This is a genomic window from Allokutzneria sp. A3M-2-11 16, from assembly GCF_024213555.1.
Lineage (GTDB): Bacteria > Actinomycetota > Actinomycetes > Mycobacteriales > Pseudonocardiaceae > Allokutzneria.
Map to the genome: position 1 here is coordinate 15861 of NZ_JANAVO010000003.1, position 14565 is coordinate 30425.

Annotated in this window: 16 protein-coding genes; 1 reads left to right on the forward strand and 15 read right to left on the reverse strand. The window is 69.1% G+C overall.

What is annotated here, in order from left to right; genetic code table 11:
* Positions 1-2: 2 nt before the first annotated feature.
* From NLX83_RS21815 to NLX83_RS21835, 5 genes are all read right to left on the reverse strand, one after another.
* Complete coding sequence (locus NLX83_RS21815; protein ID WP_254236979.1) at positions 3-800, reverse strand: PIG-L family deacetylase; 798 nt, start codon at positions 798-800, stop codon at positions 3-5.
* A 370-nt stretch (positions 801-1170) separates the two neighbouring features.
* Positions 1171-2430 (reverse strand): pyridoxal phosphate-dependent aminotransferase, encoded by a 1260-nt coding sequence (locus NLX83_RS21820; RefSeq protein WP_254236980.1) that lies wholly within the window; start codon positions 2428-2430, stop codon positions 1171-1173.
* Complete coding sequence (locus tag NLX83_RS21825; RefSeq protein WP_254236981.1) at positions 2427-3200, reverse strand: class I SAM-dependent methyltransferase; 774 nt, start codon at positions 3198-3200, stop codon at positions 2427-2429. Before NLX83_RS21825 ends, NLX83_RS21820 begins: the two co-directional genes overlap by 4 nt.
* An 8-nt stretch (positions 3201-3208) precedes the next feature.
* Positions 3209-4636, reverse strand: a complete 1428-nt coding sequence (locus NLX83_RS21830) for a TldD/PmbA family protein (RefSeq protein ID WP_254236982.1) — start codon at positions 4634-4636, stop codon at positions 3209-3211.
* Positions 4629-5384 (reverse strand): class I SAM-dependent DNA methyltransferase, encoded by a 756-nt coding sequence (locus NLX83_RS21835; protein WP_254236983.1) that lies wholly within the window; start codon positions 5382-5384, stop codon positions 4629-4631. Before NLX83_RS21835 ends, NLX83_RS21830 begins: the two co-directional genes overlap by 8 nt.
* A gap of 40 nt (positions 5385-5424) precedes the next feature.
* Here NLX83_RS21835 and NLX83_RS21840 point away from each other — a divergent pair, with 40 nt between their 5' ends.
* Positions 5425-5970, forward strand: a complete 546-nt coding sequence (locus tag NLX83_RS21840; RefSeq protein WP_254236984.1) for an HAD family hydrolase — start codon at positions 5425-5427, stop codon at positions 5968-5970.
* A 2-nt stretch (positions 5971-5972) separates the two neighbouring features.
* Here the strand turns inward: NLX83_RS21840 and NLX83_RS21845 are convergent, their stop codons facing one another.
* The 10 genes from NLX83_RS21845 to NLX83_RS21890 are packed head-to-tail and all read right to left on the reverse strand — an operon-like array spanning position 5973 to position 14553.
* Positions 5973-7256, reverse strand: coding sequence for a nucleotide sugar dehydrogenase (locus NLX83_RS21845; protein ID WP_254236985.1), 1284 nt, complete (start codon positions 7254-7256; stop codon positions 5973-5975).
* The gene (locus tag NLX83_RS21850; RefSeq protein ID WP_254236986.1) at positions 7247-8215 is read right to left on the reverse strand and encodes an NAD-dependent epimerase/dehydratase family protein; all 969 of its coding nucleotides are present in this window, start codon (positions 8213-8215) and stop codon (positions 7247-7249) included. Before NLX83_RS21850 ends, NLX83_RS21845 begins: the two co-directional genes overlap by 10 nt.
* Positions 8212-8802 carry an SIS domain-containing protein gene (locus NLX83_RS21855; RefSeq protein ID WP_254237450.1) on the reverse strand — a complete coding sequence of 197 codons (591 nt, stop codon included), beginning with the start codon at positions 8800-8802 and terminating at the stop codon, positions 8212-8214. Before NLX83_RS21855 ends, NLX83_RS21850 begins: the two co-directional genes overlap by 4 nt.
* An 18-nt stretch (positions 8803-8820) precedes the next feature.
* Positions 8821-9060, reverse strand: coding sequence for a phosphopantetheine-binding protein (locus tag NLX83_RS21860; RefSeq protein ID WP_254236987.1), 240 nt, complete (start codon positions 9058-9060; stop codon positions 8821-8823).
* Positions 9057-10058 (reverse strand): Gfo/Idh/MocA family protein, encoded by a 1002-nt coding sequence (locus tag NLX83_RS21865; protein ID WP_254236988.1) that lies wholly within the window; start codon positions 10056-10058, stop codon positions 9057-9059. Before NLX83_RS21865 ends, NLX83_RS21860 begins: the two co-directional genes overlap by 4 nt.
* Positions 10058-11041, reverse strand: a complete 984-nt coding sequence (locus tag NLX83_RS21870; protein WP_254236989.1) for a GHMP family kinase ATP-binding protein — start codon at positions 11039-11041, stop codon at positions 10058-10060. Before NLX83_RS21870 ends, NLX83_RS21865 begins: the two co-directional genes overlap by 1 nt.
* Complete coding sequence (locus NLX83_RS21875; RefSeq protein ID WP_254236990.1) at positions 11038-11724, reverse strand: nucleotidyltransferase family protein; 687 nt, start codon at positions 11722-11724, stop codon at positions 11038-11040. The genes NLX83_RS21870 and NLX83_RS21875 overlap by 4 nt, the downstream gene beginning before the upstream one ends.
* On the reverse strand, positions 11721-12854 hold the full coding sequence (locus NLX83_RS21880) for a DegT/DnrJ/EryC1/StrS family aminotransferase (RefSeq protein WP_254236991.1): 1134 nt from the start codon (positions 12852-12854) through the stop codon (positions 11721-11723). The genes NLX83_RS21875 and NLX83_RS21880 overlap by 4 nt, the downstream gene beginning before the upstream one ends.
* The gene (locus tag NLX83_RS21885; protein WP_254236992.1) at positions 12851-13513 is read right to left on the reverse strand and encodes a transaldolase family protein; all 663 of its coding nucleotides are present in this window, start codon (positions 13511-13513) and stop codon (positions 12851-12853) included. The genes NLX83_RS21880 and NLX83_RS21885 overlap by 4 nt, the downstream gene beginning before the upstream one ends.
* Positions 13510-14553 (reverse strand): metallopeptidase TldD-related protein, encoded by a 1044-nt coding sequence (locus tag NLX83_RS21890; protein WP_254236993.1) that lies wholly within the window; start codon positions 14551-14553, stop codon positions 13510-13512. The genes NLX83_RS21885 and NLX83_RS21890 overlap by 4 nt, the downstream gene beginning before the upstream one ends.
* Between the last annotated feature and the right edge of the window lie 12 nt (positions 14554-14565).

The following is a 14565-nucleotide window of genomic DNA, read 5'->3' on the forward strand; positions in this document are numbered from 1 at the left end:
GTTCATGCGATCCCGTCAAAGAGATCGTTGCCCGGCGCCGCCCCTACGCGGATGTATTCCTCGTAGGGAAAGGCTTCCCGCAGTTCCTCCGGAGACAGCGCGAACCACCCTGAATCCGGAGGAACCTGGGTCACGTGGCTGCGCAGGGCGTCGAGCTTGCGCGCGATGGCGTTCTTCTCCACCTCGATGAGCGTGGTTATCGAACTGTCGTCGAAGCCGTGGGCCGCGTGGCCGAGCCCGGCTTCGTACGGGCTGGCCACGCCTCGCTCCACGCAGGCCCGGTGCAGTGCGAGGTGCCTGCGCCGGGAGAACGCCACGTGATAGACGGCGGGGGAGTAGTCGAGCAGTTCGACCGCCCGCGTCAGTACTTTGTTGGCGCGGATGTGGTCGGGGTGCGGATCGCGTTCGTGGTTGGTTCCGTAGCCGACGACGACCTGCGGTCTCTCCTCCGCCATCACGCGCATGAGACGGTCTGCCGCCTCTTCGATCGGAACTCGGCAGAACGCACGGTCCCCGCCCGCCGCGCCATCCATTCCCGAGTCCCGGTAGCCGAGCATGTGCACGGCGGAGTAGCCGAGGTGCCGCGCACTCGCGGACAACTCCGCCGCACGGGTCTCGATGAATTCTTCCGGGGTGAACCGTTGCGTGACCGCCGAGTTGAGAACGGCTCCCGCTCCACCGTCGGTGCAGGTGACCAGAATCGCGCGCACACCCTCAGCGGTGTACCTGGCGACCGTGGCCGCACCGCGCGAAGCCTCGTCATCCGGATGCGCGTGCACGGTGAGCATTCGACGAACCATCGCTCTTTCCCTCGCTAGTCCCGTTTCGTACTCATAACGGGGTTCGACAGCGCTCAAGCCCGCTATGAGTACGAAACGGGCCAAACGAGGCGTCCGGGAGCGGACAGGCATGAAGGACTCGCAGAGCAACAGGGCCTGATCCACGTCCCGCGCGTCCGCCCACGCGCGCGCCCCCACCTGGGCTGAGGTGGCTAGAGAACTTCCGTTTCGTACTCTTAGCGGGTTTTGGGAGCGCTCTCCAGCCCGTTATGAGTACGAAACGGGGTTCTCTAGGTTGCGGCCGCCGGAGGATGGGTGATACGGCGGGTGGGGCGCATGGGCATAGTTTACGTGGTGTGCGCGGGCGCTTGGATGGATTGCGGGACAAGGCTTAGTCGGACCACAACATCGCCACGGAACCGCAGAGGGCGCGGACGGCGGGCTCGAAGACCTGACTGCTGCGGCCGAGCCAGATCTTGAAGAACTCCTGTCCACGCGCGTCGCGGTCCATCCCGAGAAGCACACCGGAGTCCTCGACGATTCGCTTCCGCAGTTCGGCGGCCGAGCCGTGCCGGGGCGGCCGCAGCAACGCGAAGGGCGCTCCGCCGTGGTGGATGAGGGCGAGCCCGACCTCGGACAACGACTGCCGCAGGAGCCACGCGTTCCGGGTCGTGTCCCTCCGGCGCTGCCAGGCGAACTGTGTGGATTCCTGTCCCCCCAGCCACGACGCCATCGCCGCCTGGGCGCGGAAGTTGGCGGTCGGCTCCCGCGTGCACCGCCACCGGCCGGAGTACTCCGACACCAGCTTCGGGCTCCCGGCGACCGCCCCGAGCGCCCATCCGCTACAGGCGAACTGCTTGCTCAGGCTCCGCACGGACACCAGCAGGTCCTGGGCGATCAGCCGATCCATGACGCGAACCGCGCTGGTGGGTTCCACCTCCTGCGCGGTCACGCCGAAGAACGCGTTGTCGACGAGGACGGGGGCTCGTTCGGTCTCGCTGAGATCCGCGACCGCGTCGAGGAATTCCGGCGTCCAGTTCCCGCCCCACGGGTTGTGCTGCGGGTTGACGATGATCCCGGCGACCGCGAGGCCCTCTTGTCGGCAGCGCAGCAGTGCCTCGTGCAGATGAGCGATGTCGGGCCCCTGCGGGGACTCGACGGGAACCTCGTAGCCGACCGGCTGGAAACCGGTGTCGCGCACGGAGAGCTCGTAGCCCCAGCCGGGTCGCGGCAGCAGGATTGCCGACGGTTCTTGCTTGCCCGCCTTGAGCATCCGCAGGATGTCGAAGATCGCCGCTCCCGTTCCGGACCACGACACGCTGACCAGCGGCGCGCTCTCCGGCCGCCACCCCTCGTCGTGGGGGAGCCAGCCCTCCAGCTTCTGCCGGAGCTCCGGCAGCCCGTACTGGGAGAAGATCAGCCCGTCGCACGGGCGCTCGTCGTGCAGGGCTTCGCGCAAACCCGGCGGCATGCTTTCCGAGTGGTCTGCCACGTGCAGCAGGTACAACGGCAGTTCCTGCCGGACCCGGGCCAGCATCCAGTCCGCGGTGGGGTCGTCGAACGGGTGCACGGTGTCCACCGCCGTCCGCCGGATCATCGCGCTGTCATCGGTGATGTCCTCGACCGCGCCGACACTCCACATGGATGTCATCGACCCACCTCGGCCATGGCCCGAACAGATCCGAGCAGTGCGACGTAGCACTCGCGCCAGTCACCGAGCGGATCGAAGTTCGAGGTCTCCGGGACGGGAATCCCCGGTACTTCCCCGATCGCCTCGATGTCCACCTTTCCCGGATCGGCGTGGTAGATGTGCGATCCACAGGTCACCGGGCCGCTGATCTCGAAGCCCGCGTCGAGCATTCGCTGTGGGTCCAGCCAGCTCTTGTGGAGGCTCGATTCGAGCACGGCGTACTCGTCATGACTCATGAAGTCGTTGTCCTGCTTCGCTTCCGCTTCCTCGGCGAGCAGGGCGGGATAGTCGACGATGAACTCCGGCGCGGGTGTCGTGATGACGATCCGTTCGGTGGCGATCCGGGCAAGCTCCCGGAGGGCGGGCAGCACGTCCCGCGGGTACAGGTGCTCGACGGTCTCCATGCACACGGCGGTGGCGACGGCGTCGTCGTCAAGGGTCAACGCGACGGCCGAGCAGATGTCGAGGCGGTCGTAGATCCGGTGCCGCTCGGCAAGGACGGTGGCGTGTCGCGAATTGTCCAGGCCGCACAGCTTTTCCGGTGTCGTGATGCCCTGCTGGAGCCAGCTCTCGGTGTGCCCCCACCCCGCCCGCAACAGGTAGCCGTAGGCACCCGAGCCGCATCCGACGTCGGCCACCGTGGCGCCACGGACCAGCCGCAGGGCGTCCCACGCCAGCGGTGGCGGACTCACCTGCGCGGTCGTGCTGTGCCAAAGGCGATATTCCCGCATCATCTCTCCTAGAAAGATCCGTAACGCACGGCCGAGAACAGCGCGGGTGAGGCGCCGTGGCCGACCCGCGCGATCTGGACCGGATTGCCCTTCATGCAAAAGGTCACGCTGTGCATGGCCCACTCGTCGGCGCCGGCCACCTTTTCGCAGGAGCGCCAGAAATCGAGCGTTCGCCCGTGGTAACGAGGGTTTCGCAGCGGCTCCACCTTCTCTCCGCCGCGCACGCGCCAGGCAAGCTCGCAGGTGAAGTGGAACTCCTCCCTTCGCGCGTCGATCGAGAAGGAACGGTTGCCGCACAACAGGATTCCGTTGCCCATCGACGAGAGCAGGTCCTCCTGCGAACCCGAGCCCGGCAGGAGGTTGACGTTGGTCATCCGCACCAGCGGGAGCGCGGCCCCTTCGGTCCTGGCGCTCGGGGCGGCGAGCGGGGTGCGAGCGGCCGCGGCGACGGATTCGCTGCTCAGCAGGCCGACCAGGACCCCGCGGTCGATCAGCGGCGCGGGCCGGGTCGGCGTTCCCTCGTCGTCCCACGGCATGGCGCCGATCCCGGTGCCGGTCGGATCGGCCACGACCGACACATGCTCGGAGCCGTAGGCGAGGCTGCCGACATCGGCGGCCGAGACGAACGAGTCGCCCGCGTAGTCGATCTCCCAGCCGAGCACCCGGTCCTGTTCGAGCGGATGCCCGATCGACTCGTGGATCTGGAGCGCGAGCTGGCTGGAGTCGATCACGACGGAGCCCTCGCCCTCCGGGCACGGCCGGGCCCGCGACAGGAGCACGGCTTCCCGGGCCGCCCGCTCGGCCCCGGCCGGAAGACCGAGGCCGAGAACGTGCTCCCAGCCCGCAGCCGCGTGCCGCCCAGTTCGCTCGGGATAAGTCCGCACGCCGGGGCCCGACGGACCGTCTGCCGTCGCGCGCACCCACCCTCCGGTTTGGATCGACTCCCTGACCAGATCACCCCCAGCGCTGGACAGCAGGCGTGTCTCCCGCCGGTGCACCGAAATCTCGACCGCCGCGTGGTCGCAGCCCGCAGCGAGGGCCCGCGACACGGTCTCCTGCGCCAGCTCCTCCCGCTCGGCAGGCGACACCGCATCCGGATCGACCAGAACAGGGGTCCTGTACGACCGCACCAACGTCATTGGCGGGGGCTCCGCCTGCTCCGATCGGGGCCGCCGCGCCAGCAGGCATGCCCGCTCCGCCAAGTCCACGACGCCCGCCTGGTCGAACACGACTCCGTAGGCGAGGCCGACCGCGCCGTCCCGGTGCACCCGGACACCGACTTCTCGCTGCTCACGCCGGGTGTGCCGCACGGCGGAGGCTGCTTCGGCGCCGGTGGTCTCCTCCGTGGTGGCGTCCAGGTGCACCACGGTGTGGGCCGCGCCGTTGCGCCGTGCCGCGCTGAACGCCGCGGCGGCAATCCGCTCCGCGCTATCCATCGTTCGCTCGCGCGTAGACCGACACGTGGTATCGACTGTTCGCGGTGAACTGGCCGCCGTCGAAATCCGCGTGCCGTTGTCGCAGTTCGAATCCCGCCATGGTGGCCATCAGGTCCAGCTCGGCCGGATGAGAATAGCGCAGGGTGTACGGAAAGAATCGAATTCCGGCTTCGGTAATCACGATGTGCTGGGCCGTCACGGTCTGGGCGACGGGATTGTGCTTCGAAACGTCCAGGTGCACGGAAACGTCATCGAGCTCCACGGCTCCGACGTGGTTTCCGGTCGGCAGGTGCGCGGGGTTCAGGCATTGCAGGACGAGCAGGCCGCCCGGCTCCAGGTGCTCGGCTACCGACCGCAGGCAGGCGATCTGCTCCTCCTGGGTGACGAGGCAGAAAAGCGTGTTGAAAACGGCGAACACGAGCCCGAAACGGCGCTCGCCGAGGTTGAGATCGCCGAAACTCTGCTGGTGGGTGTGCAGTGGCAGGTCGTGCTCGGCGCACTTGCGGTGCAGCCGGTCCAGCATGCGGGCGGAGCTCTCCACCCCGTGCACCTCCACCCCGAGCGCGGCCAGCGGGAGGCCGACCCGGCCCGTGCCGATGCCCAGCTCCAACGCGGGCCTGCCCGCCGCCAGCCCGGCGAGGAACAGCGCCGCCCGGTCGGCGTCCGGTGGCGGCCCCGCATCGCCCGGCCATTCGTCGTACTCGTCGGCGATCTTCTCGCCGTATGTCGCGGAATCACCCTCGTTCATAGGGGCACTCGATTCGTGGAGATAGTGGATACTGGGCGGCATGTTCGGACCGAATCCCGCGGTGTTCTTCGACCGCGATGGAGTCCTGATCGAATCCTCCGTCCGGGACGGGAAGCCGTATCCGCCGCGGACCGAGGATGAGATCCGGCTCGACGAGCACGGCAGGGACGCCATAAGAAGACTGCGCGCCGCGGGATTCTCCCTCGCCGTGATAACCAATCAGCCCGACGTGGCCCGGAAAACCGTGACGGCGGAATCCGTGAACCGCATCAACGCCGCGACGGCCCAGCTGCTGGGCCTGTCCCCGGACTCCTTCTTCACCTGCTTCCACGACGACGCCGACGGATGTTCGTGCCGAAAACCGGGGCCGTCCCTGGTCTACCAAGCGGCCCGGCACTGCGCCGCCGATCTCTCGCGCAGCTTCGTCGTCGGCGACCGCTGGCGGGACATCGGCGCCGCGCACCGCGGCGGTTGCCGGGCGATCTGGATCGACAGGGGCTATCGCGAGCGCCCGCCGGATCGCCCGTACCACCGCGTTGTCACCCTCGGCGAGGCGGTGGACTGGATCATCAACGCTGAGCCGTGACATCACGTGCCCGCATGCATGCCGACGCACCGCCATCCGGTGCCTGCGAACTCCGCGGGGTCGAGCGCCCCGCAGCCGTCCACCACCAGCTTCGACGCGGGCTCCAGTCCCGCCCAGTCCGTCCGCCGCAGCTCCGGCAACGCGGAGGCCACCAACAGGGCGTCCGCGTCCCGCACTGCGTCGGCGAGCGTCGAGCACCGTCGTACGGCCAGGTCCGCCGGGAGGGGTTCGGCGATCGGGTCGTAGACCGAGACCTGTGCGCCGTCCTTCAGCAGGGCCCGAACGAGCTGGAGCGGCAGTGAATCCCGCAGCGTCGCCGTGCTCGGCTTGTACGTCAGCCCAGCCACCGCGATTTGCCGCTCGCCCAACTCGCCCAGCTCCGCCGCGAGCAAGGTGAGTGCGAAACCCGCGTGCCGGTCGTTCAGCTCGCTGACCATGTCGAAGAACTCGGGGCGACCGCAGTCGGCCCCGAGGCGGCTCAGCGCCACGAGGTCCCGGCGCAGCGTGGCACCGGAGAACGCGGCCCCCGGCAACAGGGGAGCCCTGTCGGAGACCCTGGGGTCGGCCTTCACCAGCCGCATCACCACCCGCGGGTCGGCCTCGTTGCGCGCGGCGATCCACCCCACCTCGTTGGCGAAGGACACGCACATCCCGAGGTAGGCGTTGGTCGCGTGCTTGACCAGCTCGGCCTCGGTGAGCCCGACGTACTCCGGCGAGGCGTGCGGGAACAGCCCGGCGGCCAGCTCGGCCGCCTCCCGGTCGTCGGCGCCCACCACCAGGCGGGGAGGCGCCACGAAGTCCTCGATGGCCTTGCCAAGGCGCAGGTTCTCCGGCACGTGGACGAGGCGGAGGTCCGCCCGCCGCGCCAGCAACGTCTTGCGCCACTGTTCATGGGTGCGGGCGAGGACCTGGCTCATCACGACCAGCACCGCGTTCGGTGGCGCGTGCTCGGCGAACGCCGCGACCGCTTCGGGCAGCCTCTCGTCGTCGACTCCGCCCGCCTCGTCGACGGCGCTGTCGTAGGCGAGCAGGCCCACCTCGCAGCGGGCCCACTCCGCCAGGGTGTCGACGACCGTCAACCGACCGTCGCGGAACCCGTCCAGCAGCGCCGGGCCGACGCCTGGCTCTCCGGTCGGCGCGATCCCCGCCCGTGCTCCGTCCCGCAACGTCGACTGCGGGTCATAGGCCACGATGCTCCGGCCGTGGCTCAGCAGGCCCGCAACCGCGGTCGACCCGAGATGCCACAGCCCGCACACCGCGACCTTCGCGGCGGGGCTCACCGCCACCCGCGCTGCGCGAGGATGCGCTGGGTGCTGATCCGGATCGCTTGCCTGCAATCGGTTTTCGCGCTCCAACCCAGCTCGTGCAGCTTGCTCAGGTCGTACTCCACGACCGGCACGTCGCCCGGCCACCCGCGCGTGCCGCCGCCGTGCTCCAGCGGGACGTCGGACAGGCCCATCTCGTCGATGACGATCGCGGCGATCTCGTCGACCGACACTGTTCCCACGTTGCCCAGGTTCAGCACGTGGTACCCCTCGCCGAGCTTGGCGCTGGCGGCGAGGATGCCGTCGACGCACTCCTCGACGAGGAAGTAGTTCTTGCGCTGGTGGCCGTCGCCGAGGACGTGGAGCCGATCAGACGAGGCAGCGAGCTTCTCGATGAAGTCGTAGATGACGCCGTGGTTCATCCGCCCGCCGACGACATTGCCGAACCGGAACGAGTGTGCCGTGAAGCCGTCCAGGTGGCAGAAGGCGCTCAGCAACGCCTCCGCGGCGAGTTTGCCCGCGCCGTACATGGAAATCGGGGCGTAGGGGCCGACGTTTTCGGGCGTCGGCAACACCACCGGATCGCCGTACACCGTGGAGCTCGAAGAGAACAGAACCGTGCGGGGACCAGCCGCGCGCATGGCGTTGAGCACGGACAGGGTTCCGTCCGCGCACTGCCGCAGATCGAGGCCGCGGTCCACGAATCCCTTGCGCATGTCCACGCTGGAGGCCAAGTGGATGACGACGTCGTCAGCCGACCAGCCGTCCATTTCCCGGGTCATCCGGTCGGTGTCCAGGATGTCCGCGTGCACAAAACGCAGCCGGGAGTCGGAGAGAAGTGGCTCGATCCACTCCGTGGTGGTGTTGCTCAGGTTGTCGTAGGCGACGACCTCTGTCGTCTCGGCTTCGCTGAGAAGCCGTTCGACGAAGTGGCTCCCGATGAAGCCCGCGCCGCCGGTGACGAAGTAACGCCCGCTCATGCTGACTTCTCCTCGATAAGTGATCGGACACCGACGCACAGCGCGTGGTGCACAAGGACGTGCAGCGACTCGACCAGCGGAGTCGCCACGGGTTCACTGGCGTGGGGAATGTTGATGTGCACATCGGCGATGTCCCCGGTGGCACCGCCGTCGAAGCCGGTCACCGCGATCACCGAGGCGCCGTGCTCCTGGGCAAGGCGGGCCACGGCGGGCAGGTTCGCCGAGACCGCCTGGTCACGCGAACCGCCGTGCACCGAGAACGCGATCAGGGTGGCGTTCTCGTCCAGCCACGGCCGCGCCTGCTCCTCGTAGACGGTGTGGAAACCCTCGTCGTTCGTCCACGCCGAGAAGGCCGACGCGTTGTCGTTGAGGCACAGCGTCCGGATGCGCTTGTGACCCGGGATGATGGTGAGCTTGGCGAGATCGGCCGCGAAATGCGATGCCGTCGACGCGGAACCACCGTTGCCGCAGGACAGCACGACGCCACCGGACTGCCAACTCCGGAACAGCAGTTCCGTCGCCCGCTCGATCTGGTCCAGCGGGAGTTCGTCGGTCAGGCGCGCGGCCTCGGAAACAAGTCTTTTCATCGTGCTCAAGTCGATCTCCTAGGCGGTGATTCGGGCCACCATCGCGGCGATGGCGAGCGGGCTGTCGAAGTTGGCTCTGGTCAGCTCTCCCGGTGGAATCGGCGCCCACCGTTCCTCGATGGCGGCGTGGATCTCCTCAAGGGCCATGCTGTCGAGGAGCCCGGAACTGAACAGCGTCGTGTTCTCGGTGAACTCGACGGCCTCGTCATCGCGGACCACCTCGCGGAGGAGGGCGAGGATCTCGTCCACCGGTCTCATGGTTTCTCCCAGCGCAGCTCGTCGGCGGCCGAATAGATGGCCTCGACAACGCGGATCGCGGCGGCCCCGTCCCGTGCCGAAGCGAGCCCGGATTCCGGTTCCGCCAGCATTTCGCCGAAGGCGGCCCATTCCCGGGCCCACGACCGATCCCCTGACCGGAATTCCTTTCTGGTCGCCGAGAAGGGCCCGGTCGTCCGCTGCCACACCGTCAGCGTCTGGACGCCGTACGAACCGGCGAGCCCGCTGACCTCCGCCACCGCGGAGTCTCCGCCCACCTCGAACCGGAACGCGTTCACCCATTGCGTGAGCGAGGAGTGGACGGTGGCCATCACGCCGCTCTGGTGGCGCACGAGCGCCATGGCGTCCTCCTCCAGCGGCGCGATGGGCAGCACCGAGGTCGCCCGGACCCCGGTGACCGCGTCGATCTCGCCGAAGAAGCTCCTGAGCAGGTCGATGACGTGGATTCCCTGCTCCATCAGCTGCCCGCCGGAGACCTTCCGGGGATCGGCGCGCCATTCCCGCTCGTAGCCCTCGCGGCCGCCGATGCCGTAGGCCACCCGCGCCCACAGCGAGCGGCCGAGCGCGCCGCTGTCGATCAGCTCGCGCAGCTCGACGAGCGCGGGGTGGTGCCGGTGGTTGAAGCCGCAGGCGAGGACCCGGCCGGTCTCCTCGGCGGCGCGGCACATGTCCTCCGCCTCGGCAGCGCTGCGCGCCAACGGTTTCTCGCACAGCACGTGCTTTCCCGCCCGCAGTGCCGCGATGGTCATCTCCGCGTGCAGGTGCGGCGGCACGCAGACCATGACGACGTCGAGATCGTCATCGTCCACAATGGACTGCCAGTCGGGCGCCGCGCGGATGTCGTAGTTCGCGGCGAACGCCTCCGCCGCCTTCGCGGTGGCTCCGGCGACCGAGACCAGACGCGCGTCGTCAGCCTCCACAATGGACTGTGCACGACGGACGGCCTGGAGGCCGGTACCGATGATGCCGATCCGATGCATCACACGAACTCCTGACTGTGGCTCACCGTTACCCCGTTGTCGCTCGTGCCGATCGGCACCCTGACGAGTCCTTCCGGCGCCAGTCCGGCCACGATCCGGTCGGCACCGCCCGCCTCTGTGGCGACCAGCAGATGGCCGCCTCCGCCCGCGCCGACGAGCTTCGCCCCGTACGCGCCGTGCTCGCGGACCAGCTCGTACCAGCGGTCGATCTCCGCGGTGCTCATCGAGCTGCTGATCGCGCGTTTGGCCGTCCAGTGCTCGTGCAGCAGCGCGCCGATCCGCGCGATGTCCGTGGCGAGGAAGGCGGCACGGAACTTGTCGAGGAGACCTTGGATCTGCCGCATGCCGGATGAGCCCCGCAGCGCCTTTGCCTGCGCCGCAAGCGGAACGGCGGCGGACCGGGTGATCGGCGTGCGCAGCAGCAGCAACTCCCGGTCGAGCATCGAGGCGATCGCCCGGCCCAGTTCGGGAACCTGGCGGGCGACCGCCGTGCCGTCCTTGGCGATGCTCAGCTCGATGGCTCCACCGCACGCCGCGGCCCAGTGATCCTGTTGCCCCACAGGCCGTCCGCAGCGCTCGCGTTCGATGTGGAACGCGATCCGCGCCGCGGTCGGCGGTTCGAGCGACCGCCCGGTGAAGGCGGAGACCGCCGTGGTGAGCGCGACCAGGAACGCGCCGGAGCCGCCGAGCCCGCTGCCCGGCTTCACGCCGGAGTCGACGGCGATGTCGATGCCGCGCGTGACACCGAAGTGCTCCAGGGTGGCGCGGACCAGGGGATCGGACAGCTCGCGCGCGCTGTCGGCGCTCGTCACCGCGCCCAGTGCGCGCAGCGTCACCCTCGAAGGAACAGCGGCGACCCGCACCGTCACCCGCTCGGTGAGCGCGACGGCGAGCAGACGACAGCCGTGCCGCTCGTAGTGCTCCGGCAGATCCGAACCACCGCCCGCCAGGGACAGCCGCATGGGCGCCGAGACCTCGATCATTTCGCCCCGATCCGCAGATAGCGCTCGTAGCGATCCGCTGTCCCGATGTCCATGCCCGCTTCCTGAATCCTGACGGCGCCAAGCTCGCCATTGGCCGCCAGCGAGCCGTAGAAAGCCTCCTCGTCCCTCCCAGGATGCCGGTCGAGCAATTCTCTGCTCAGCACGAGCAGCCCTCGGTCGCAGTACACCGCGCCCTCCGGCGGCGGATTCTTGGAGTAGGCGCTCACGCGTTTCTCTCGCAACAGCACATTGGTTTCGGCAGCTGTGGGTGCTTTCCCGACCGCCATTACTGCGGGATAGCCGCATTCGCGGGCAGCCTCGACGAACGGCGACAGAGCAATCGTGAGAACCACATCGCAGTAGGTCAGAAGAAAGGTGTCCGGAAGCAGCGACCGCGCGTGCCGGAGCGCGCCGACGGGCCCGAGTGGTTCGGGCTCCACGCTGTGCGCGATGCGGAGCCCCAGCTCAGCCCCATCGCCCAGCACGTCCTGGACCTGCTGCGCGCGGTGCCCGGTGCAGAGGATGACATCGGTGATCCCCTGGCTGCGGTAGCTCCGGAGCACGGAGACCAGAAAGGGCTCACCCGCCACGGGAACGAGCGCCTTCGCGGTCCCGTTCGTGTACTCGCCCATCCTTTTCCCGAGGCCGCCCGCCAGCACGACCAGTGTCGACGGCGCAATCACGGGGCACTCACCGCGGAAACGACCCGCGAGACCGCCTTGTCGTCCATTCCCGGGAAGATCGGCAAGGAGATCAGGGTGGGATAGACGGAATCGGCCACGGGGAAGGTCTGGCCCGCTCGCACGACGTTCTCCCGGTACCAGCTGAAATGGTGCAGAGGCTGGAAGTGCACACTCGTTCCGACGTCCAGTGTGTGCAGTCGCTGCCGGAACTCATCTCGGTCCAACTCCACACGCAGCCTTACCGGGAAGAGGTACCAGGAACTGCGGTTGGTCTCGGTGTCCGGCGGGGGCAGCTCCAGGTGGTCCGACCCCGCCAGCTCGCGCAGGTAGGTCTCGGCGATGGCGGTCCGGCGAGTGTGCAGCCGGTCCGCCTTGGCCAGCTGGGCGCGGCCCAGGGCGGCCTGGAGATCGGACATGTTGTACTTGAACCCCGGCCGGTCCACGTCGTACTGCGCTCGTTTCCCCGGGCGGTAGCGATCTTCCGCGCCGCGGCTGAGTCCGTGCAGCCCCCACCGCCGTGCCTGGTCGGCGATGGCCGACGAGTTGGTGCACAGCATCCCGCCCTCGGCCGTCGTGATCGGCTTCGTCGCGAAGAACGAGAAGGCCGAGGCGTGACCGATCCGACCGGCGACAGCGTCGCCGTCGCGGGCCGGGAGCGTGTGCGCGGCGTCCTCGATGAGCGTCAGGCCGTGTTCCCCGCAGAGCTCCATCAGGGTGCCGAGATCGGCCATGCGGCCCCCGAAGTGCACCGGGATGACCGCCTTGGTCCGCGGCGTGATCAGGCTCCTGACCTGCTCGGGATCGAGGGTGAGGTGCACCGGCTCGACGTCGGCGAGCACCGGTGTCGCCCCCGTGTGCGCCACCGCGGCGGCCGTCGCGGTGAACGTCATGGTCGGCACGATGACCTCGTCACCGGGGCCGATGCCGTAGGCCATCAACGCGACGTGCAGCGCCGCGGTGCACGAGTTGAGCGCTACGGCGTGCTCGCACCCGATGTAGGCGGCGAACTCCTCCTCGAACGCCCGTGCCTCGGCGCCCGTCGAGACCCAGCCGCTCCGGACGACGCGCAGGACCGCCTCTTCCTCCGTCTCGTCGAAGCACGGTTCGGCAAAAGGGATGTAGGTGCTCACGCGTCCTTCACCCCCGCGTCGATCTGGAACTCGCGGACCGTCGCGCGGGAGTACTGGTGGTCGAGCCAACGCCGCAGCAACGGGGGCGGCACGGTGACCGCGTCGGCGCCCGCGGTCAACGCCCTGGTGATGTCGGCGGGGGAGCGCATGCTCCCGATGAGCAGCTGGGTGGCGAAGTGGTGCCTGCGCAGGAGATCGGTGATGTCGGCGACCAGGGTCTCCGGGGAGCCGCCCTCGTCACCCACCCGACCCCAGAGCAGGCTGGCGTAGCGGGCGCCGGTCTTGGCGGCGGCGAGCACCTGCGCGGTGTTCAGGCAGGCGGTGGCGTTCACCGGGATGCCGAGGCCGTGCAGCGTCGTCATCACGTCGAGGTTGGGCTCACCGTCAGGCGAGATGACCGGGACCTTGATGACGATGTTGTCGCCGATCTCGGTGTAGCGCCGCGCCTGTTCGACCATCTCGTCATGACTGGTTCCGCTGACCTGGACGGACAGGTCGCGGGGCGCGATTCGCCGCGCCAGAGCGGAGACCGCGCCCATCACGTCTTCGATCCCCGACTTCCTGAGCAGGGTCGGGTTGGTCGTGACCCCGTCGACGATGCCCTGCGGCAACCACTGCTCCACAATGGACAGATCCGGGGTGTCGAGGAAGATCTTCATGGGTGCACTCCGTTGGGCGAGTGGGGGATCGAGACGGTCAGGGGCAGGTCCGCCACTGAGACCGCGGGTGTCCGGACGACACATCCGCCCCAGCTGACAGGGACGGTTCGGGCGGGGCCGACACCGCCGAGGACGTTGCGGAGCAGGCGGGGGACGTCGACGGTGAACCGGATCGACGGCACGGCGGCGACCGCCCTGCCGTCCGTCACGACCGTGGTGAAGTCCCGGGTGGCAGCGGTGAGCGTGCCCGTGGCCGGGTCGACGACGCTGACGTAGTGGACGCGCTCGACGCGCAGGTGCGGGTCACCGCGAGGCGGGGCCGACGGCAGGTCGATCACCAGGTTGGCCGGGTACGCGCAGAGGCCGAGCACGTCGCGGGACGCGCGCCCCGATGGCGGGATTCCCATCGCAGCAGCGGTTTCCCGGTCCTGGACGCTCCCCGTGACGACCCCGTCGTCGACGAGCACCAGTGGAGGGCTCGCCGTGCCCTCGATGTCGACCGCCCAGCCGCCCAGCGCCGCCGGGTCGTCGGTGACGGTGAAGCCGGGGCCCGCGATCCTGGCGCCCTCCCAGTACCTCCGGAACCGGTCGACGTCCTCCCGGCCGTTCACCGTCAGCGCGACCGCGGCGAACTCCGCGATGAGTTCGGCGAACGCCATCGGTTCGAACACCACGTGTGCGGGCAGGGGGCCGGAATGCCGAGGCAGGTGCTCGGCTTCCACCGCGAGGCTCGCCGGTTCGACCGCCTCCGCGCTGGACACGACCGCGGCCCGGGTGCGGGACGTCCCACCGCTGATCGAGGTCACCAGCACCGCGCGTCTCGACACCGAACTGGCCGGACCGTCACCAGTGGTGGTTCCGTGCAGGTCTTCGATGCGTCCATAGAGTTCGTGCCCGTCGTGGGCCGCGGCCACAAGGGATTCGAACAGCTGCATCCGGGCCGCCGCGTGATCGGGTTCGGGCGCCGGGAGAGCCGTCTCGACGAGGTCGCGCTCGACGTGGCTGGTCACCCGCGAGCCCGCGAAACGCAGGCTTCCCACGCGGGCCCGTCG